We start from the raw sequence: 19083 nt of genomic DNA on the forward strand, positions 1-19083 counted from the left end.
CATATAAATATTATACCATATGTATTGGTTTATGTAAACATTTGTTCTGTTGTTTAGTAAAAAAATTTGCGCTTCTAACTCATCACTGAAAGTAACGAGAATGCGACGCGCAGTTATTCAAACCTTGTTGACGGATTTTTTCAAGTAAATCCAACCCCGTGCCATCTTTCATATTGAAGTCGGAGCAAATTGCATCTACTGTGATTGTTTGAAGTGTATCCAATGCGTCCTCAACGCCCGTAGCCGTAATCGTTTCAAATTCACCCGATAGCACGGATGACAGGATTTGCAGATATTCCGTGTTATCATCCACTATCAATATTCGTTTCATATCATTCTGCCGCTTACTCCACGGTAATCTGGATTGTGCCTGAAAAGTCTATACCGGTAATTCCGATGTAGTTCGCTCCTGCTTGAAGCTGAACGGCAACACTTCCGCTGGCAGATTCAAAAAGCACTTGCTCCTCTAAGTCCGGGGAAATGTAAATGAGCTGACAGTTGCCGTCAAGGGAATCAAGCTGGTATCGGATTACAATTTCACGGCACTCATTTTCCTTGAGGTCAGTGTCTGCAACTAAAATATCCTGTCCGTTAAATCCAGTTACAGAAGCGTCATAGGTGGCCCGAAAAAAATCATTATCCGAAGTTCGGCTACCCTCAAAGGACTGATAAGGAGTTATAAGAGCGTTGCTTAATTGCTCTGCTCCATCCTTGAGATTTTCACTTAACCTATCGAGGCCGGAGCAGGCAGTAAAGGCCAGCAAAGAAACCGCAATCAGACAGCATCCAATAATTTTTCCAATTTTACACATAGCCGTTTCCTCATTGAACGAAAGTAAGGAACAAGGCAAGTGCAACGATTCCCACCATCAGCAGTGCCCAAAAAACGCTGATCGCTGTGGATGCGATATTGATAATGCTGCGGCTTTCCTTGCTCCGCACACATACCACTGAAAGGGTCAGACCCAGCAGGACAAAAACGATATTGGCTCCGGCCCAAGCAGTTCGGATTCCAGCCGACAGCGAAAAATGCAGGAGTGACGGGGCAAGAGCAGCCAGTGGCAATATGCTCACAATGAGCGCGGCGATACTGACTGATTGAAGTTTTTTCTTTTCCATAGTTTTACCTCATTTCTTTTTTCCCAAATTGGGTGACAGCCAGCGCGAAAAACAGACCAAACACTACAATCGCACACGGCAAGAACGGAAACATCGAAAATGCAGCATCGGAAGTTTCTGCTGTAAAATCATGGAGCGAGCAGGATACGAGATAACCGCTGTAACAGTACGGGTAAACAATCCACAGCGGCGTATTTGCAACCAATACACCGGGAATCACAAACAACAAATTCAATCCCACGGAAAGAAGCGGCTTTTCAAACAGTACGGTGATTGCCCACATAGCCGCAATACATGGCAGCATTGTCAGAAACAATCCTAAGCACCATTTCAACAGATGCAGGATCGGTAAGGTTTCTGTTATTCCCATTGTCTGTGTCGCAACCGCCCCAGCGATTACGAACACAACAAGAAACACCACCATTTCCATGAACAGATAAAAGGTAAGCACACAAAACTTTGCAATGGATAATGTATAGCGGCTGACCGGTAATGCCAACATTTTCAGAATCCCGTTATTTCCTGTTTCTCTCCCTGCGATCATCACACAGACTACAATCATGCTAAACGGGAGCAGATAGTAGGCGTAGACAAGCGCACTTTGAATGAACATGGCAGGCCACGCATTAGTGTATTCCGGCGTAAAATAGTTGCTCAAACTTGCAACCCCGGAAATCACTACCAATAAAGGCGCAATGAAAATCAAGGGTATAATTTTGGAGCGTCTTACTTTCATAAACTCGATTTTGAGTAAATCCCAAAAATTCATTTCTATCATCCCTCCTTACTCGTAGCGTCTGTATTTCGCTAACCACAAGCCTACGGCAAGGAACAACAGTGTTTCTGCCAAAGCAACAAGGGTAACTATCAGATCTGGCTGGGCGCTCATAGCTACCGCCGGTTTCAAAATAATCACAAAAGGATGTACCAGCAAAAGTGCCACCTCCGAATTTGCAAGAGCCATACCACTTAGAAAACCGGCGACACCAATTCCAAGCGGCACCCACATATTTTCAAAACGCGAGGAAATCAACAACATAAACGACAACACCGGCATGGATGTAATAAAAGAGTATCCGGCAAAGCGCACCAGCGTACCCATTTCAAATGCTCCGTCCGGTAAGTCAGTCATGCCAATCTGTGCAAGTACCAAATTTTGCAGCATGATTGCAACCAGAAACATGACCGTCAGAATCAGAAATTTGCTCAGGTACATCGCGGGAACGCTTACGGGAAGCATATACATCTTCTTGACAGCGCTTCCCTTAAACTCTATGTTGTAGATCATGCAGGCCGCAACTACGATGCCGAACAGGTTCAGCACCATAATCATGCCGTAAAGCTGGGTCAGCAGGACATCCATCGGAGCCAACGGCAGATTCAAAAGCGTGTCCTTCCGCACAATGAAATTGACAAATGCGTAGGCAGCTCCCAAGATGCCAACAGCCAGCAACACGGGGATTACGCCGGTTCGCTTTTCTTTCCGAAGTTCGATTGCCAGCGTTTTCATAATTTTGCCCTCTGCTTTCTATCCATGTTGTCTTTCTCAACCATAGAAAGGAACACATCTTCCAGATTGTCCGCAGCGAAGCCAGATTGCAGGGCGTATTGACGAAGATCATTCATGCTACCCTCAAACAGCAGCCGCCCGTGGTTGAGAATTCCAATGTCATCCGCAATCAATTCAATTTCAGACAGCATATGGGACGAGATCAGCACCGTGCAGTCGTAAAGGCTGGGCAAAGATTTTACCAGATTGCGGATTTCGTGGATGCCGGACGGGTCAAGGCCGTTGGTGGGTTCATCCAGGATCAGAATCGGCGGACGCCCTAACAGTGCCCCGGCAAGGCCCAAGCGTTGCTTCATCCCCAGCGAATACTTCTTTGCCAGCCGGTCGCCAAACTCGGTCAGCCCCACCAACTCCAGAGCATCTTCCACATCGGCTTTTGGCAACCCCAAAATGCGGCGGATAATATCGAGATTTTCCCGCCCGGTCAGGTTTGCGTAGAAAGACGGAGCTTCAATGAAAGAGCCTATCTCTTTGAGAATGGCAATCCGATCACCCGGAAACTGCTTCCCGTCAATGGTAAAACTGCCCTTTGTCGGTGCAGTCAGGCCCAGCAGCATTTTCATGGTCGTGGATTTTCCCGCACCGTTGGGGCCAAGGAAACCGTAAATGCTGCCCTTGCGAATATGAAGCGAAACATTGTTGACCGAGATGAAATTTTTGTACTTCTTTGTCAACTGTTCCGTTGTAATGATATAGTCCATAGAAACATCTCCTTTCGATGTTTTTATGATACAACTTCAACCTGACATCTACATTCTCCTGTCCTTACTTTTACCTTACTTTTTAAGAAGCGAGGCTGCAAAGTGGACAGCATATGATATAATAAAAATAAAGAAAATCAGATTGGAGAGGATGCTATGGATAATTCCTTTTTGCATAGTAAAAGGCTCTTGTTGGTAGATGACGAGCAGGAGTTATTGAAGATGGTATCAGATATATTGAAAGATGCGGGATTTGAAACTGTCCTTACCGCTACGTCGGTCAAAGAAGCTATTTTGACCGCAAAAGAGGAAACTCCCGATTTAATTGTTTTGGATGTCATGCTGCCGGATGGGGATGGCTTTTCTCTGATGCAGCAGCTCCGCACTTTTACCAATGTGCCGATTATTTTTCTGACAGCAAAAGACGAAGCATCAGACAAACTATCGGGCTTGGGGCTTGGGGCAGACGACTACATTTCAAAGCCCTTTATGCCACAGGAATTATTACTGCGTATCTATGCGGTGCTGCGCCGAACTTATAAAGAGGATTCTCCGCTGCTTGTTTTAGATGGGTGTACGATTGATTTCAGTAGAGCCGAAGTCCATAAGGGTAGTGAGATTATTTCTCTAACTGCCAAAGAACACACCTTGCTGGAAACCCTTGCCCGCAATGCGGGAAAAATTGTTACCGTAGATACTCTTTGTGAAGCATTATGGGGTGATAACCCTTTTGGCTATGAAAACAGCCTAAACGCTCATGTCCGGCGTGTCCGGGAAAAAATTGAAACCGATCCATCAAAACCTGTGTCCCTGATAACCATTAAAGGATTGGGCTATAAGCTGATAGCAAGGAAGTGATGCCATGAGATCATTTGCAAGTTATATATCGAAACATCTTGCGTCTTTTGCTGCCTTTATCCTGATATTGCTGTTTCTTAACGCAGTAGTATTTAGTCTAACTTTTCAAAAGATTGTGACTGAGGATTATGGAAATTCTTCCCCGCAATCTATGTTGGAAATGACTGCTGCCGCCGCTACACCGGAGCGATTATTAGACAATGCGGTACAAAAGCTCCGGCAGAATCATATTTGGGCAATTTATCTCAACGCTGATGGACAATGTTATTGGTCGGTTGATTTGCCCGATGAAGTGCCGGAAAGTTACACTATTCAAGATGTCGCATTGTTTTCAAAAGGATATATTGAAGATTATCCGGTTTTTGTCTGGAACACCGATGATGGACTGTTGGTATTGGGTTATCCAAAAGACAGCTATACAAAACTCACCAGCAATTACTATTCCATTTCAGCACTTCGACGGCTCCCCGTCTTTGTGCTTGGAATGTTGGGATTGGATGTACTGTGCCTCTTTTGTGCCTATTATTTCTCCAAACGCAAAATCATCCGTAATACCGAACCGATTGTGTCTGCTGTGGAAACTTTAGCAGACGGAAAGCCGGTTTCACTTCATATCAGCGGCGAACTATCGGAAATTGCCAATAGCGTGAACAAGGCTTCTTCTATTTTGAACAGACAAAATGAAGCGCGGGCGAACTGGATCAGCGGTGTTTCCCATGACATCCGCACACCGCTCTCCATGATTATGGGGTATGCGGGTCGCATTGCGGAAAATGAATCTGCCAGCCAGACCATCCAAGAACAGGCTGAAATAGTACGGAAGCAAAGCGTAAAAATCAAAGAACTGGTGCAGGATTTGAATTTAGTCTCACAGTTGGAATATGAAATGCAGCCACTTCACAAAGAGATGGTTCGCTTATCCAAATTGCTGCGATCCTATGTAGCAGACCTATTGAACATGGGAATTTCCGATAGCTATAATATTGGAATTGAAATTGCTACTGATGCTGAAAACACTATGTTAGAATGTGATGCCAGATTGATTTCACGAGCCGTGAATAATCTTGTTCAAAATAGTATGAAGCACAACCCGCTGGGATGTAGGATTCTGTTATCTTTAAGACGGATGGAAAATACCATTCAGCTTATTGTGCAAGACGATGGTATAGGACTCTCTGAAGAAAAACTACAAGAACTAAAAGAAAAACCTCATTATTTAGAAAGCACAGATGAGCGCTTAGATCTTCGACATGGGCTGGGTCTTGTTTTGGTTCGACAAATTGTAGCGGCACATGAAGGGACTATGACCATTGACAGTAAGATTAACTGTGGATGTAAAATCATATTGACTTTTGACTCTATAGATACAATCCCAAAAGCCCACTTGAGTTAAGTCAAAAGCATTTTGGATATTTATCACTAGCACAAAAGAAGCCGGAAATCTGAAAAGGTCTCCTGCTTCTTTTGCATCCAAAGACAACTCTGCGAAATACTCCTCTAAAGCTACTGCAATAGATGGGGCGCAAGGTCCTGTACCAGAAGCACTTTGAGACCTTGCGCCCTTTGTTATTCTATCCTAAAAATACTTTGCCAGCTGCTTCAGACCACGCCGGATACTGTCACGAACACGGCTTGGATCTACATCCTCCGCTGCGGCAATCTCGCTTACACGCATCCCCAGGTAATACCGGGCATAGATCCGCTTAGCCTGCTTCTCCGGCAGAGCCATCACTGCGGTATAGAGCTGCTCCCGCAGCTGCTTTTCCTCCAAAAGCATTTCCGGTGTCTGGGGCTTCATCAGGATCGCATTTTCAATGCCATTGTCACAGTCCAGGGAGTAATGCGCCTTATAGCGATACATCCTCCGGTCATAGGCAGCCTCTGCGCGCTCAGCGGCTCGGATCGTCTCCAGCACATCTTCCGTTACTTCTACAAAGTGATCATTTTTGTAAACATCGGGATATAAGTCCCTAAGATTGACTTTCTTCATTATGTACCTCCATTTCGATTCACAGGCGATTGACGAGTGAACCGAAAGGAGGCGGAGATCGGCAACGACATACTTCGGGAGCTTTCCCGAAAAATCGACAACAAAAAGAAACGGCGGCTCTGATTTTCTCAAAGCCGCCGCTTCATAGGCGCGTGGAAATGTGTCTGCTGTACGACGGCTTTTTTTCTTTGCCGTCGTCCGGCAGTTTAATTAACTCTTAATATCAATTTATAATTGGCATCACTATAAGAACTTTCATTTCGTTGAGCATTTATGTCAAATCCTTAGTTTCTACATTGTAAATCGAGAGAAATGCAAAAATTAAGGAAAGTACCATAAGTACAACAGGAAGAATGGCATTATCCGCCAAAGAAAAATCGCCCACATTAGCCTGTGTCAAAAAGATCAGCAGAAAAGATGATACGATGGTAGCTTTTGAGGACTTCATAGCCATACCAATAAACAAGGCGATAAAACTCATGGTTACAATGACAACGGACTTTAAGAGTAACTGAATATAGAACCCCATACTTGCCATATTGTAGTCCAGTGGGAATGAGGAAACCATGAATTGTGAACCAAGTAAAATGCAGCCGTAAATCAATAGTTTTGTCAGCACCAGAGCCACGAAATTGAAAATCCATACAGCTAACATTTGAGAAATGAGAATTTTCTGTCGCTTAATTGGATACGAAAACATTAAGCTCATGGTTTTGTTTTTATAGGCGCTCACAATGTATGTGGACAACATGACACTGGTAAACACCAGAAAAGCCATGCTTGTAAACAGCTCGATAGAGGAAGAAATCGCACTGTTACCCGGCGCCGCATCAGGAACACCCGTATCAGGATCATTGGCAATTCCCAAATAGCAAAGGGCAAATATGAACAGGCAGATCAGAGCCGACACGATAACCACATTGCGAATGTACTTGCCTACATTATTCTTTTTCCATTCCAGCCTAATGAGTTTAAGCATGATATTTCACCTCCCCGGTCAGCTTCAAGAAGTAGTCCTCCAGCGTTTCAGATTTCTTTCCAATGCTCACAACTTCGACATCATTCAGAGCCAGTATTTTCGTCAACTGCTGGGTAGACGCTGCATGGTCATATATGCGAATTTTACCGCTGTCAAGAATCTTAAAATTTTGCAGACCCAACTTTTCAGTCAAGACATAGGCAGCCCGCTTTTCATCCGTTACAGAAAGCTCCACATAATTGAGGTTCATTTCCTCAATATCTTGCATACGAATTTCTTTCATCATTTTTCCGCGATGGATAATACCAATTGTATCCGCAATACTCTCCACTTCAGATAAAATGTGACTTGAAATCATAACGGTAATGCCGTACTCCGAACAAAGTGTTTTTAATAAATCACGGATCTGTTTCATCCCTGCTGGATCAAGGCCGTTTGTGGGTTCGTCGAGAATAAGCAGTTCTGGCTTGCACATAATGGCTCTTGCAATTCCGAGGCGTTCTTTCATGCCGAGGGAATAACTCTTGACCGGCTGATCGGCGGCTGCGGTCAAGTCCAACATTTGCAGCGCACTCTCAACACTGTCAACATTGTAATAGCCCATATACTCACAATGAAGCTGTAAATTCTCACGCCCGGTCATGTGGTCATAAAAGGTTGGGAACTCGATGATACTTCCCATTCTTTTTAAGCCTTCATAGGATTTTGGCGTCAATACCTCTCCAAACACCTCAATCGTACCACTGGTAGGTTTCCAAAGGTTAGTAATCATCTTCATCACCGTGGTTTTACCAGCTCCGTTAGGACCGAGAAAACCATAAATTTCCCCTTTGGGGATATGAATATTAACATCAGTGACAAGTGTCTTACTACCGATCTTTTTAGTAAGCCCGTTTGTTTGTAAAATAAATGGCATTGTTTTGCCCTCCTTTCTACTGACATTATAGAAAGTTCGATTTTCAAAACTCTTGAATAATTCTTACAAATTTCTTTCTTGAAAAAATGACCTATGTTTTAATAGGCCATTTTCTTGAGCGTAATAGTGAAAACCGTTTTCTGGTGCGGATGACTTTCTAAAGTAATATCACCACCCAACTGCAATGCAAGGTTTTTTGCAATCGTCAGACCAAGACCATTTCCTTGCATGGCGCTATTTCGAGAATCTTCCATTGTAAACAGTCGATCAAAAACAGACGCAGCAAATTCTTTTTCAATTCCACGGCCCCTGTCCACAATGTCTATATAGATATGTGCCTGATCTGCCCGCAGAAACATACCTAAATATTTTCCATCGCCGCCATAGCGAATTGCATTGGAAATTAAATTGAACATTATTCTTTGTAACGCATCTTTATTGGCATTTGCATACAACGCTTGATCGGGTATGTCGAGTTCAACTTGAAAGTCTTTTTGTGAAAGGAGTTCATAGAAATCCAAAATATTTTCCCGGCAGGCTTCGTTCGCATTCAAACGCTCCAATGGCATATCTATATCGCCAGCCTCTAATTTAGCAAGCGTAAAGAACTGTGTAATCAATCCCATTACCCGACGAGCAGTGCTTTCTATCTTTTGCAACATTTCATTACTTTGGGTTCCGTTTAGACGCATAATCTCCAAATAGCCAAGAATCACTGTCATGGGTGTTTTAATGTCGTGGGAAATGTTAGATAACATCTTTTTGGATGCCATTTCAGTCCGCCGATACTCCACTTTTACTTTCTGCCGATCTTCTAACATTCGATTGATTTGTGTCGCAAGCTCTATCAGTGCCCTATTATCAGTAAAGACGGTCACCTTTTCGTCGCTACCGGTGTCAAGAAGTTCCTTCAATTTGCTGCTGATCTCATGTATTTTTGCTTTTGTTCCGTTATGGAATACAAACTGCTGATACACAATGATACAGACTAAAATCACAATACAGATGGTCAATAAAAAGATAATTGTCGCATTGCTCATTTCTGTTCTCCCAGCTTATAGCCAATCCCCCATACGGTTATAACAACTTGCGGCTTTCGTGGATCATCCTCAATTTTCGTTCGTAAACGGCTAATGTGGACATTGACGGCATTTTCATCCCCCATATAGGCGTCGTTCCAGATCAAAGAATAGATTTGAGCCTTTGTATAGACCCTTCTGGGATTTTCCATCAGCAGCCGTAAAATATTAAACTCTTTTGCGGTTAGTTCGACAATCTGGCCTAATTTTGTGACGGTGTGATTTTCCAGGTTCATAACCAATGTTCCACACACAAGTTTTGTTTGCTCTAGCTGTACGGCAGCATATTCGGTATTTCTCCGTATGTTTGCTTTAATACGCGCCATAACCTCCGTTATGGAAAACGGTTTTGTAATATAATCATCCGCGCCAAGGCCCAATCCTAAAGTTTTGTCGGAATCCGAATCCTTTGCAGAAATGATGATAATTGGCACCGTACTTTTTTGACGAATATACTTCATTACATTCATACCTGTAATTTGGGGAATCATCAAATCCAATAAGACGATACTATAAGAACCAATATCGAAAGCCTCACATGCCTTTTGGCCATCAGCAGCACAGACAACTTCAAAATTTTCTGCTATAAGATAGCTACATAACATTTCACTTATTTCTATATCATCTTCGATTAAGAGAATTTTCATTATTCTTTTTTCCTTCCTTTCTACGCCTATCAACCGGCTTCTCCGCAGTTTTAGGGTGTGTCGACTTCCTGCCATTCATTTGGATTCCTGACGCATTTCTTTGTTTTGGTTTCCATACCTCTTACGAGGAAATGACAGGACCTCAGCTGTTCCGATAACATACTTATCATCAACCTCGCCAAGCTCTCAGACTGGGGGATGCCGCCATAACCTCACCGTAGCGGTTACAGCAGTGTTGTCTACTGTGCAATACAACACATCGACCATTTCCAACCTCATACTAATTTCCCAGCTCAATCGCTTCACTTTCGTTTCGGCTCTGTTGCTCCCTGTCCTACGCTTAAACCTGGTGTTACCACTTCAGTTCCAAGGACTCGGTACAGGCGGTTGGTTAGACCTTACCTGATAGGCTTTTCCTACTGTATTGTTATCAGCTTACCAAAGTTTGCAGAATTTCTTCCGCTCGCTAGGGGAAATCAGCTATGCTGATTTCACAGCTCGCACATATAAAACAGTATAACACAAAATAAAAGTGACATGGTGAACTGATTGAAATGCTTCTGATTTTTGCAACAAATGATTGATTTAACGATAAGGAGATTTGATATGATGAGAACAATATTTGCAGAATACAATCCCAAGCACAACAGTATTGATGTTTACACCTCTGTTGGCTATATGCTCCGCATTGACTGTTGGGAAGCTGAAAAGGACTTAAAAACCACACCAGGATCAGACTGTGCATTAAACGCACTCACCATTGATGAACCTCTTGAATATGCAAGATTATATCTTGATGGAAACTTGCTTGATGTATCGGTTAGTCAAAGTGTCTATATCAGAACCTTTTATCGTTCCTTGATATAGACACTTTTTTTAATAGTCATTCAATTAACTAATTAATATTTTCGCCGTTTGTTGAAATAACTTCTTTATACCACTCGAAAGAATCTTTCTTTCTTCTGGACAAGTCTCCTGTTCCATCGTTATGTTTATCCACATAGATGAATCCATATCGCTTATCCATCTCACCGCTTCCTGCACTGACAAGGTCGATGCATCCCCATGGTGTATAACCTATCAAATCTACACCATCTTCCTCTACTGCCTTTTTCATTTCTGAAATGTGGTGCTGCAGATATTCCATACGGTATGAATCGTGAATACTTCCATCCGCTTCTAACGTATCATATGCTCCAAATCCATTTTCTACAATAAATAGTGGTACTTTGTATCGATCTGTAAACCAATTCAATGAATAGCGCAGTCCGATCGGATCAATCTGCCATCCCCATTCACTTGTCTTTACATACTGGTTCTTTATACGATCCTTTTCTCCACGGTAATCATATTCCGGATTGTCTGGTTCTGCTTTTGTACAGAAAGACATATAATAACTGAAACCGATATAATCGACACAGCCCTGTTTTAACACTGCAAGATCTTCTTCTGTTACGTCAATCTTAAGGTCTTTTCTTTCCCAGTATTTCAAAATATTTACAGGGTATTCTCCTTTTACATGCACATCTGTATAATAATATCTTTTCTGCATGGCTTTTTCAGCCTGCAGTATATCTTCCGGACGGCAGGTGGCCGGATAGATCGGGCACATTGCGATCATGCAGCCAATCTGAAATTCCGGATTGATCTCATGTCCTGCTTTTATCGCTTCGGCACTGGCAACCAGTTCATAGTGTGATGCCTGATACATCAATTCTTCCGCATTTTCTTCTGGTTTAACTACAATCCCGGAATTAGCATAAAGCATAAATCCATCACCGATATCTGCCTGGTTATTAATCTCATTAAATGTCATCCAGTATTTTACTTTGTCTTTGTATCGTTCAAAGCAAGTTACTGCAAATTTCACGAAGAAATCAATCAGTTTTCTGTTTCTCCATCCACCGTACTCTTGTACAAGATACAGAGGAATCTCAAAATGACTCAGTGTAATTACTGGTTCGATCCCATATTTCAGACATTCATCAAACATGTCATCATAGAATTTTAATCCGGCTTCATTCGGCTGTTCTTCATCACCATTTGGGAAGATACGTGTCCATGCAATACTTGTACGGAAACACTTGAATCCCATTTCCGCAAATAAGCGGATATCTTCTTTATAGTAATCATAAAAATCGATTGCTTCATGATTCGGATAATTCTCGCCTTTTAGTATTTCACCTGTTATTCTTCTTCTTGTATTTACATCTCCGCTGGTTACAACGTCCATAATGCTCAAGCCTTTTCCATCTCGATCATAGGCACCTTCTAGCTGATGGGCAGCAACTGCGCCGCCCCAGAGAAAATCTTTTCGAAATCCCATTGTTATTTCCTTCCTGTTATCTTAATTGCTTTGTATAATAGTGTTGGGAGCTTTTGCCCCCAACTTTTCTGTTTCTATATTCAATTACATCTTGATGATTATTTCTCATCAATTCTCTTATACAGTGCAATGAATTCATCTGCAAGAATGCGGAATCCTTCTGCACTCATAAGCTGATCTTCTGCATGCATCAGAAGCATGTATCCATTGGAAATTTCACCATTTGCATCCATTGTCAGAAGGTCTGCATGAGCGTTGTGTCCAAGTGAAAAGGCTTCATCTCCTTGTTTGATCAGCTCTGCTGCCTCATCATATTTTCCTTCTTTCGCACACTGGATCGCATTGATAAAATGTGTTCTTGCTGTACCTACATATGTAATAATCTGAAAACATGCCAATTCAAATTTTTCGTCCATTTTTGTCTCCTGTCCTGCTTTTATTATTTTTAAATTCTGATCTTACCAGTCTTCATCCTCATCTTCTACCGGCTGATTCTTCTCCTGAACCAGATTCATCTTGTCAATCTTCTTAATGAATGGCAGATAAACAAAGAATGAAACACAAAGGATCACTAACTGAAGCAAAGCACTTTTCCATCCTCCTAAAAGGAATCCTGAGATAATCGGTGGACAAGTCCATGGGATCTGTGTTGCTCCATATAATGGGCAGATTCCTGTATACAGTGCAAAATACTGGATTAAACATGCGATCACAGGCATTCCAATAAACGGAACTGCAAGCATTGGATTCATAACGATCGGAACACCAAACAGGACTGGCTCATTGATTCCAAATAATGCCGGAATAATTCCCACTTTACCAAGTGCCTTCAACTGTTTTGATTTTGCAAAGAAGAACATATACATTATAAGTCCAATTGTGATACCTGCACCTGTTATATTGATAAACTGATCATAAAACTGCTGTGTTACAATATGGCCTCCGTTTGCTATTGTAAGTTCTACACCACTGTCAATAATAGCCTGATTTGCAAGGCTGTTTGCCTGTAATAGTCCTGTCATGATTCCACCAACTACTGTTGAACCATGAACTCCGAAGAACCACAGGAATGGTCCTGTAAAGCACATCAGAACTGCTCCACCAAGGGAGTCTGTCATTTTCTGAAGTGGTGTCTGAACGGCTTTATAAATAATTTCCATTCCTGTTGTGTTGAATCCAATAGAACAGATACCATGAATTACTGCAACCCCTGTCAGGATTACAAATGCTGGGATTAATGCTGAGAATGCATTTGTTACACCTTCCGGAACTCCGGCCGGCATCTTAATACGTATATTTTTCTTCAAGAACCAGCAGTAAACAAGTGGTACGATTAATCCAACAATGATTGCTCCGATCATTCCCTGTCCTGCTGTCCATGTCTTATTAATGATTCCAGTAACAACTTCTCCACTTTCTGTTGTTATGGATGAAGGCATCAGGATCAAGAATGATGCCAGTGAAATAATCGCACAGTTGAGTGGTTCCTGATTTTCCAGTTTCGCATAGCTATAGCTGATACCGATAACTGCGATCATCGCACTGATGGAGAATGTTGCACCACATGCCTGATCTAATACTGCTTTAATTCCTGTAGACTCTAATACATCGACAACTGCCTTTATCGGAAAGTTTGACAGGATCAAAAAGATTGATCCGATGATCAGCGGAGACATGGAAGTTACCATACCATTTTTTATTGACTGTATTCCCTTTGTATTAATAAACTTAAGGATTACAGGGATTACTTTTTCGTTAAATTTTTCTTTCATTTGCTACTACCCTTTGCTCTGTTTTATTTTTCTTTAAATTGTGTATCTTTATTTTCTCTTATTTATTTTTTGCAAGCTTATATGCAAATTTCAAAACATTCATTCCATTGCACATTCCATAATCCTGCATTGGAATCACATCTACCGGAACCCCTTTTGGATTACAGATTTCTTTTGCTCTGCCAAGCTGATATCCTACCTGTGGTCCGAGCAGTGCTACATCCACACCTTCAATCATGCGTTCCATATCTGTAAATGGATATGCTGCGATATCCGCATCTTTTCCTTTTTCCTTTGCTGCCTCTTCCATCTTCTTTACGAGAAGACTGGTTGACATTCCTGCTGCACAAAATAATCGAATTACCATGATTGTTTCCTCCCTATTTCTCATTTGCTTTGATGGTGCTAGTATAACAAGCATTTTCCGTTTTGTCAGTACTTTTTCCTGTTTCTGGTTTCTGTTACATATAGACAGAATTTGTTACATAAAAAAAACAGGACATTCTACTTTATTGTGTAAAATGCACTGTTTTTCTTTTCTTTTTTGTGTATTATGATGCTTTTTCGTATATTCTGTTTTTTTTGTTACTAATCTGGTTACTATTCGTACCATTACACCCTATGACCTTAATGAAATAAATCTTCCATATCATTTTGAAACAGATCATCTGTATCGTTATTGACGCCCTTCAATTCTCTTCCGATTAATTCCAAAATAAAAACGACTGCCATCTGTGATGTCAAATCATAATTTTCGTCTTTCTTATACTCTGAAACATAATAATTTATATTGCAGTCACTCATCTTCGCTAAAGAACAGTTTGCCTTATTTGTAATAGATATCAGGCTGCTCCCTCTTCTTTTCAACTTTTCTGCCAACATCAGGGTCTGCTCCGTCTCTCCTGATACAGACAATGCGATTGTAGCTGTTCTCTCACCTTTTCCACGAAATACTGGCGTGAACGGATCATCAATAGCAAATGAAAACCAGCCTACATTATTAAAATATCTTGCTCCATACTTTCCTATAATAGAAGAATTTCCCACACCTACAAATATAATTGACGATGCCTTTATAAGCAACTTCACAGCTTCCTGGATATTCTCAGCAAATGCCTGTGTCTGCACCCTCTCAAAGAAATCTTTAACCGCAGTAAGATCCATATTGATTTTCTTCTGTTCCTTGCTGTTGACTTCCTGTTTTAATTTCAAACGGAATTCAGAATATCCCTCGCATCCTACCTTTTTACAAAAGCGAAGGATCGTTGTTGTCGAAACATGAACCTCCTCTGCCAGTTCACGTACTTTCATATATACTACTTTCTCTTCATTGCTGATGATGTAATTATACACATCCATCTCCAACTGATTAAAAGATTTTATCATCTCATGCGTAAACATATGAATTCAGTTCCCTTCTGTTTTTCTCTCTATTCCATAATCATATTATGTTCTTTAGAAGCAGTGTTTATCCCGCATTTTAATCGTGTTTTTCATTACTTCATCGTCTTCACCAGTGAATTGAGAAATGCCCACATCTCTGGATTAGCCAATACTTTTGCCAGAAGTTCCGAATCGACTTCATCAGCAACGATTATAAATAGTAGACCTACTGACTCCTAAGATTTCCTGTAACTCTTGAACTGTATAACATCTTTTTTCTGACATTTCTTTATTCTCTTTTTTGAAATATGAAAAAAACAATATTATATCTCATTTCCGATGGTATTGCTGTACATTGCCTGTGCATTAACAATTTCTGATTTTGAAATTGTGTATGTTGTAATAATGCTTATCTGGATCAGTATTCCAGCTCTTGCTATATATATACGACATGATTTCGGGCATGTCAAGAGCAGACGTCAAAAACGTCCTTCATTTCTATCTCCACAACTTTTTCATCATGGTCTCTCTGTTTCTCACTACCTATATTCATGTTTGACCTCCTTTTCACTGGACTAAAAAAACGCCCAGACTAGATTTTTTGTAAATCTAATCTGAGCGTTCTATATCTCTCAGGTCTGATTTCTCAGACAAGAAAACCAATTTTACAGATTTTTCCACCCAAAAACGAAAAGAAACGGCGGCTCTGCAAATCAAAGCCGCCGCTTCATAGGCGCGTGGAAATGTGTCTGCTTTACGACGGCTTTTTTTCTTTTGCCGTCGTCCGGCAGAATGTTACTCCATATTCAATTCAATGCTTCCAGTGAAATTTTCACATTCAATGCCGATATAGTTTCCACCTTCAGGGAGTGTAATTGTATCACTATATGTTCCGGTTGTTTCAAGCAAAGTGACTGCTTCATCAGATCCAGAAATCCAAAATACTTTTGCAGTTCCCTCCGTAACCTCCAAAGTGCAATCAATAGACAACTCCTTACCAGCTTCTCGCTTTATAGAAGTTCCCCCAAACAAATACTCTGTATCTGAAAAATTCTCATAGTCGGCTGTATAGCATCCGGTATAATCATCAATCCCTTTTTCTTTCGTGCCTTGTAAGGACGAATTTCCGGTAAGCGCTATGGAACCAGCAGACTGCACAATATTATTATACTGATCGAGAACTTCATCTTTTGTACAACCGGAAAGTATAGAGACACCACACAGTATCAGGCATAGTGATAGAACTATTTTCTTCACAGGTATCACCTTCCTTTCCTGCGTACAGCACGCTTTCCTCTTCCCTTGGCCTTTGTCTGTTTACGGGCTTTCATTTCTTTTTTGTTGCTGGACATCACTAATAAAAGCACAGCCCAGAGAACCATGATGCCAACCCCAATGACCGCCAGCAAAGGGTTCGGGGCTGTGGTTGTTCCGGCATATTCACTCATGTCAAAGCCCACTAAAATCAGTGCAGCAGAAAACGGATAGATGCTGGCAAGAATGCCGCCTTTGAAAAACATCAGGCTGTATCCAAGGAAGAACGCCAGAATGGAACCTCCTAGATATGCCCCTCGGATCTGTCCAAAAATCAGGATTAGGGGCATACAGACCATATAGGTCGTCAGACCCGCTAACACGATCTGTGTACCGCCATGAAAAAATACTTCCGCTGTCAGTCCCGATAATCCAACCGCCAGTCCAGTGATTAGGGTAACGCCAACACTGTAAATTCCCAACAGAACCGTAAGAATACCAACCCAGAAGAGCTTGGCCCCTAACACGTCCGGCATAGAAACAGGAATTGTCATGATGTTTTTCAGCGTATCATGGGTGGATTCTCTGTCAATCAGCCAGCTGCCGATCATCACCAGTGAAATCGGGAAAAACATCTGGGTATTGCCCCATACAACATTCGCAAAAAGCATGGGAAAATCATAGTTTGGATTTCGATACTCCGGCTCAACAATCAACTGGCTTCCATATTGCACCAACGGACAGAGTGCAAGCGCCACCAACCCCACCCAAAGGATCTGACACCGGCGCAGTTTCAGTAATTCCGATTTTAATAAATTCCACATAATCACACCCCCTTAAATCTCACGACGCCGGTAAACCATCGCTATCAGCGCAAGAAATACAGCGGCTTCCGCAAATGCCACGCCGAACACCTGTATATCATTCAAAAAATACGGGCTTATCCGTTCCAGCAGCTCTGCCAGCTCTTCGCTGATGCTGCCATAATCATAAAACTGGAATGTCCAGCGAAACGCCAACGGCCCCGGAAGCAGTGTTCCTGCGTTCAGACCAAAGGGCTGTGTCAGAAAAGCATCGTTGTTGGTGAGAAGATAATTCAAAATAGTATAGAAAAAGGTTATCACGACCGACACGATATAGTTTTTATCAAGAAGGACAACTATCAAAATACAGGGGAGCGCGCCGACCCACATAATCACTCCCTCTCCTATCCCTACCTGAAACAATTTCCAGAATCCCACCGGATTCCATCCCTGGATCAGCAAAACAGCAAGATTTACCAACGCTCCAACCGCCATAAAACCAATGGCAAATATCAGTAAAACCATCATCTTAGAAAGCACCAGCTTGGTTCTATTTACCGGTATGGTAACAAGATTTTTCAAAGTATCATTGTCCAGCTCCTCAAATAACAGATTGGAAGCCAGTATCACAAGAAGCGGCATCAAAAGAAGATATGCGCTGAGCTGAAACAGACCGGACATCATATTGTTCGTAGCATCCACATCCGTGTTCGCATCTGCCAGAAAAATAGCATAAGCCAATGGAAGCAAGGTGGAAAGGAACACAGAAATAAATACCAGCGGCTTGCGTTTCAATTTCAAAAATTCACATTTAATCAGTTTAAGCAATTCCCTCGCCTCCCGTCACACGCTTGAAGTAATCTTCAAGGCTTTCTTCTGAAGTTGCAGCCTCCGATACCTCCAACCCGTTTTCCACAAAGGCAGTTACAATTTTCCCTACGGGCAGATCAAGGTTGTGCAGGCGCAGATTGTGGTCGTCCTGTATGGAAAAATGGGTTTCATGGAAATTGCGTTCCAAAATTCTTGCTGCCTGTGCAGTATCAGAGAGCGTAAACCGGATATGCTTACTGCTTTTTTGCTCCAGTTCAGCAAGGCTTTCTTCTTCCAGCAATGCGCCGTGGTCGATAATTCCAATATCGTCAGCCAGCAGGGAAATCTCCGAAAGAATGTGACTGGAAATCAAAATGGTTTTTCCTCTTGCGTCGCAAAGCTCCCGAATAAAGGAGCGTACTTCTGCAATACCGATAGGATCAAGACCGTTGATCGGCTCATCCAAAATTAAAAGTTCTGGATCGTGCATAACGGCAAGGGCGATGGCAAGCCGCTGCTTCATACCAAGAGAATACTGTGAAAAGAGCTTTTTATCTTTGTAAGGCAGTCCTACCAGATCCAGAGCATCTTTGATGGCATGATTGTTTGGTACGCCCCGCAGGGTAGCAAAGATACGCAGGTTCTCTGTGCCGGTCAGATTGGGATAAAAGCCGGGAGACTCAATCAAGCTACCAATACGGGGCAGCAATTTCTTTTCATTCCCCTGCAAGGGTTTCCCCCAGATTTTGACCTCCCCGGAAGTCGGCTTCGTTAAGCCCAACAACATTTTCATAGTAGTGGTTTTTCCGGCTCCGTTTCTGCCCAGCAGACCATAAATTCTCCCACGCTTCACATGGATATTTAAGTCAGCCACAC

General features: G+C 42.0%; 23 protein-coding genes. 3 read left to right on the plus strand and 20 right to left on the minus strand.

The window, feature by feature from the left end; translation table 11 throughout:
• Positions 1-82: 82 nt before the first annotated feature.
• Genes LJE09_RS14950 through LJE09_RS14975 form a run of 6 tightly spaced genes read right to left on the minus strand, consistent with a single transcriptional unit; the run spans position 83 to position 3390 of the window.
• Entirely contained in the window at positions 83-331 is a 249-nt protein-coding gene (locus tag LJE09_RS14950; RefSeq protein WP_025581352.1) for a response regulator, read from the minus strand.
• A gap of 13 nt (positions 332-344) precedes the next feature.
• Positions 345-812 (minus strand): hypothetical protein, encoded by a 468-nt coding sequence (locus LJE09_RS14955; RefSeq protein WP_025581351.1) that lies wholly within the window; start codon positions 810-812, stop codon positions 345-347.
• A 10-nt stretch (positions 813-822) separates the two neighbouring features.
• A complete protein-coding gene (locus LJE09_RS14960; protein WP_173701306.1) occupies positions 823-1119 on the minus strand; it encodes a hypothetical protein in 297 nt (98 codons plus the stop codon).
• Positions 1120-1123: 4 nt separating this feature from the next.
• Positions 1124-1888, minus strand: a complete 765-nt coding sequence (locus tag LJE09_RS14965; RefSeq protein ID WP_227311512.1) for an ABC transporter permease — start codon at positions 1886-1888, stop codon at positions 1124-1126.
• A gap of 15 nt (positions 1889-1903) precedes the next feature.
• The gene (locus LJE09_RS14970) at positions 1904-2629 is read right to left on the minus strand and encodes an ABC transporter permease (RefSeq protein WP_227311513.1); all 726 of its coding nucleotides are present in this window, start codon (positions 2627-2629) and stop codon (positions 1904-1906) included.
• Positions 2626-3390, minus strand: a complete 765-nt coding sequence (locus LJE09_RS14975) for an ABC transporter ATP-binding protein (protein ID WP_024739067.1) — start codon at positions 3388-3390, stop codon at positions 2626-2628. The genes LJE09_RS14970 and LJE09_RS14975 overlap by 4 nt, the downstream gene beginning before the upstream one ends.
• 156 nt (positions 3391-3546) lie before the next feature.
• Here LJE09_RS14975 and LJE09_RS14980 point away from each other — a divergent pair, with 156 nt between their 5' ends.
• Entirely contained in the window at positions 3547-4248 is a 702-nt protein-coding gene (locus LJE09_RS14980; protein ID WP_025580856.1) for a response regulator transcription factor, read from the plus strand.
• Between the two features lie 4 nt (positions 4249-4252).
• The gene (locus LJE09_RS14985) at positions 4253-5641 is read left to right on the plus strand and encodes a HAMP domain-containing sensor histidine kinase (RefSeq protein ID WP_025580854.1); all 1389 of its coding nucleotides are present in this window, start codon (positions 4253-4255) and stop codon (positions 5639-5641) included.
• A 183-nt stretch (positions 5642-5824) separates the two neighbouring features.
• Here the strand turns inward: LJE09_RS14985 and LJE09_RS14990 are convergent, their stop codons facing one another.
• From LJE09_RS14990 to LJE09_RS15010, 5 genes are all read right to left on the minus strand, one after another.
• Positions 5825-6238, minus strand: coding sequence for a sigma factor-like helix-turn-helix DNA-binding protein (locus tag LJE09_RS14990; protein ID WP_025580852.1), 414 nt, complete (start codon positions 6236-6238; stop codon positions 5825-5827).
• 271 nt (positions 6239-6509) lie between these two features.
• Complete coding sequence (locus LJE09_RS14995) at positions 6510-7217, minus strand: hypothetical protein (protein ID WP_025580849.1); 708 nt, start codon at positions 7215-7217, stop codon at positions 6510-6512.
• Positions 7210-8133: an ABC transporter ATP-binding protein gene (locus LJE09_RS15000; RefSeq protein ID WP_055153914.1), complete on the minus strand. Its 924-nt coding sequence runs from the start codon at positions 8131-8133 to the stop codon at positions 7210-7212. Before LJE09_RS15000 ends, LJE09_RS14995 begins: the two co-directional genes overlap by 8 nt.
• A gap of 98 nt (positions 8134-8231) precedes the next feature.
• A complete protein-coding gene (locus tag LJE09_RS15005) occupies positions 8232-9173 on the minus strand; it encodes a HAMP domain-containing histidine kinase (RefSeq protein WP_055153916.1) in 942 nt (313 codons plus the stop codon).
• A complete protein-coding gene (locus LJE09_RS15010) occupies positions 9170-9859 on the minus strand; it encodes a response regulator transcription factor (RefSeq protein WP_025580846.1) in 690 nt (229 codons plus the stop codon). Before LJE09_RS15010 ends, LJE09_RS15005 begins: the two co-directional genes overlap by 4 nt.
• 609 nt (positions 9860-10468) lie before the next feature.
• On the opposite strand from LJE09_RS15010, the gene LJE09_RS15015 reads away from it, so the two are divergent.
• Entirely contained in the window at positions 10469-10726 is a 258-nt protein-coding gene (locus LJE09_RS15015; protein ID WP_025580844.1) for a DUF6061 family protein, read from the plus strand.
• A gap of 28 nt (positions 10727-10754) precedes the next feature.
• On the opposite strand, the gene LJE09_RS15020 is transcribed toward LJE09_RS15015, so the two are convergent.
• The 9 genes from LJE09_RS15020 to LJE09_RS15065 form a co-directional block, all read right to left on the minus strand.
• Positions 10755-12185, minus strand: coding sequence for a 6-phospho-beta-glucosidase (locus LJE09_RS15020; RefSeq protein WP_227311514.1), 1431 nt, complete (start codon positions 12183-12185; stop codon positions 10755-10757).
• A 98-nt stretch (positions 12186-12283) separates the two neighbouring features.
• On the minus strand, positions 12284-12601 hold the full coding sequence (locus LJE09_RS15025; RefSeq protein ID WP_025580808.1) for a PTS lactose/cellobiose transporter subunit IIA: 318 nt from the start codon (positions 12599-12601) through the stop codon (positions 12284-12286).
• 42 nt (positions 12602-12643) lie between these two features.
• Complete coding sequence (locus LJE09_RS15030; RefSeq protein WP_025580809.1) at positions 12644-13957, minus strand: PTS sugar transporter subunit IIC; 1314 nt, start codon at positions 13955-13957, stop codon at positions 12644-12646.
• 58 nt (positions 13958-14015) lie between these two features.
• Complete coding sequence (locus LJE09_RS15035) at positions 14016-14324, minus strand: PTS sugar transporter subunit IIB (protein WP_044996848.1); 309 nt, start codon at positions 14322-14324, stop codon at positions 14016-14018.
• 260 nt (positions 14325-14584) lie between these two features.
• Positions 14585-15358, minus strand: a complete 774-nt coding sequence (locus LJE09_RS15040; protein ID WP_025580811.1) for a MurR/RpiR family transcriptional regulator — start codon at positions 15356-15358, stop codon at positions 14585-14587.
• Between the two features lie 777 nt (positions 15359-16135).
• Complete coding sequence (locus LJE09_RS15050; RefSeq protein WP_173700264.1) at positions 16136-16597, minus strand: hypothetical protein; 462 nt, start codon at positions 16595-16597, stop codon at positions 16136-16138.
• 5 nt (positions 16598-16602) lie between these two features.
• Positions 16603-17418 carry an ABC transporter permease gene (locus LJE09_RS15055; protein WP_173700266.1) on the minus strand — a complete coding sequence of 272 codons (816 nt, stop codon included), beginning with the start codon at positions 17416-17418 and terminating at the stop codon, positions 16603-16605.
• Positions 17419-17430: 12 nt separating this feature from the next.
• Positions 17431-18225 (minus strand): ABC transporter permease, encoded by a 795-nt coding sequence (locus LJE09_RS15060; protein ID WP_025580815.1) that lies wholly within the window; start codon positions 18223-18225, stop codon positions 17431-17433.
• On the minus strand, positions 18218-19081 hold the full coding sequence (locus LJE09_RS15065) for an ABC transporter ATP-binding protein (protein ID WP_227311515.1): 864 nt from the start codon (positions 19079-19081) through the stop codon (positions 18218-18220). The genes LJE09_RS15060 and LJE09_RS15065 overlap by 8 nt, the downstream gene beginning before the upstream one ends.
• Between the last annotated feature and the right edge of the window lie 2 nt (positions 19082-19083).

Origin of the sequence: Blautia sp. DFI.3.45, from assembly GCF_020593505.1 — a bacterium.
Classification (GTDB): domain Bacteria; phylum Bacillota; class Clostridia; order Lachnospirales; family Lachnospiraceae; genus Blautia_A; species Blautia_A wexlerae.

Excerpts from the sequence above, each read along its gene's own strand:
- LJE09_RS14950 (WP_025581352.1), bottom strand. The coding sequence starts at position 331 with ATGAAACGAATATTGATAGTGGATGATAACACGGAATATCTGCAAATC.
- LJE09_RS14955 (WP_025581351.1), bottom strand. The coding sequence starts at position 812 with ATGTGTAAAATTGGAAAAATTATTGGATGCTGTCTGATTGCGGTTTCT.
- LJE09_RS14960 (WP_173701306.1), bottom strand. The coding sequence starts at position 1,119 with ATGGAAAAGAAAAAACTTCAATCAGTCAGTATCGCCGCGCTCATTGTG.
- LJE09_RS14965 (WP_227311512.1), bottom strand. The coding sequence starts at position 1,888 with ATGAATTTTTGGGATTTACTCAAAATCGAGTTTATGAAAGTAAGACGC.
- LJE09_RS14970 (WP_227311513.1), bottom strand. The coding sequence starts at position 2,629 with ATGAAAACGCTGGCAATCGAACTTCGGAAAGAAAAGCGAACCGGCGTA.
- LJE09_RS14975 (WP_024739067.1), bottom strand. The coding sequence starts at position 3,390 with ATGGACTATATCATTACAACGGAACAGTTGACAAAGAAGTACAAAAAT.
- LJE09_RS14980 (WP_025580856.1), top strand. The coding sequence starts at position 3,547 with ATGGATAATTCCTTTTTGCATAGTAAAAGGCTCTTGTTGGTAGATGAC.
- LJE09_RS14985 (WP_025580854.1), top strand. The coding sequence starts at position 4,253 with ATGAGATCATTTGCAAGTTATATATCGAAACATCTTGCGTCTTTTGCT.
- LJE09_RS14990 (WP_025580852.1), bottom strand. The coding sequence starts at position 6,238 with ATGAAGAAAGTCAATCTTAGGGACTTATATCCCGATGTTTACAAAAAT.
- LJE09_RS14995 (WP_025580849.1), bottom strand. The coding sequence starts at position 7,217 with ATGCTTAAACTCATTAGGCTGGAATGGAAAAAGAATAATGTAGGCAAG.
- LJE09_RS15000 (WP_055153914.1), bottom strand. The coding sequence starts at position 8,133 with ATGCCATTTATTTTACAAACAAACGGGCTTACTAAAAAGATCGGTAGT.
- LJE09_RS15005 (WP_055153916.1), bottom strand. The coding sequence starts at position 9,173 with ATGAGCAATGCGACAATTATCTTTTTATTGACCATCTGTATTGTGATT.
- LJE09_RS15010 (WP_025580846.1), bottom strand. The coding sequence starts at position 9,859 with ATGAAAATTCTCTTAATCGAAGATGATATAGAAATAAGTGAAATGTTA.
- LJE09_RS15015 (WP_025580844.1), top strand. The coding sequence starts at position 10,469 with ATGAGAACAATATTTGCAGAATACAATCCCAAGCACAACAGTATTGAT.
- LJE09_RS15020 (WP_227311514.1), bottom strand. The coding sequence starts at position 12,185 with ATGGGATTTCGAAAAGATTTTCTCTGGGGCGGCGCAGTTGCTGCCCAT.
- LJE09_RS15025 (WP_025580808.1), bottom strand. The coding sequence starts at position 12,601 with ATGGACGAAAAATTTGAATTGGCATGTTTTCAGATTATTACATATGTA.
- LJE09_RS15030 (WP_025580809.1), bottom strand. The coding sequence starts at position 13,957 with ATGAAAGAAAAATTTAACGAAAAAGTAATCCCTGTAATCCTTAAGTTT.
- LJE09_RS15035 (WP_044996848.1), bottom strand. The coding sequence starts at position 14,324 with ATGGTAATTCGATTATTTTGTGCAGCAGGAATGTCAACCAGTCTTCTC.
- LJE09_RS15040 (WP_025580811.1), bottom strand. The coding sequence starts at position 15,358 with ATGTTTACGCATGAGATGATAAAATCTTTTAATCAGTTGGAGATGGAT.
- LJE09_RS15055 (WP_173700266.1), bottom strand. The coding sequence starts at position 17,418 with ATGTGGAATTTATTAAAATCGGAATTACTGAAACTGCGCCGGTGTCAG.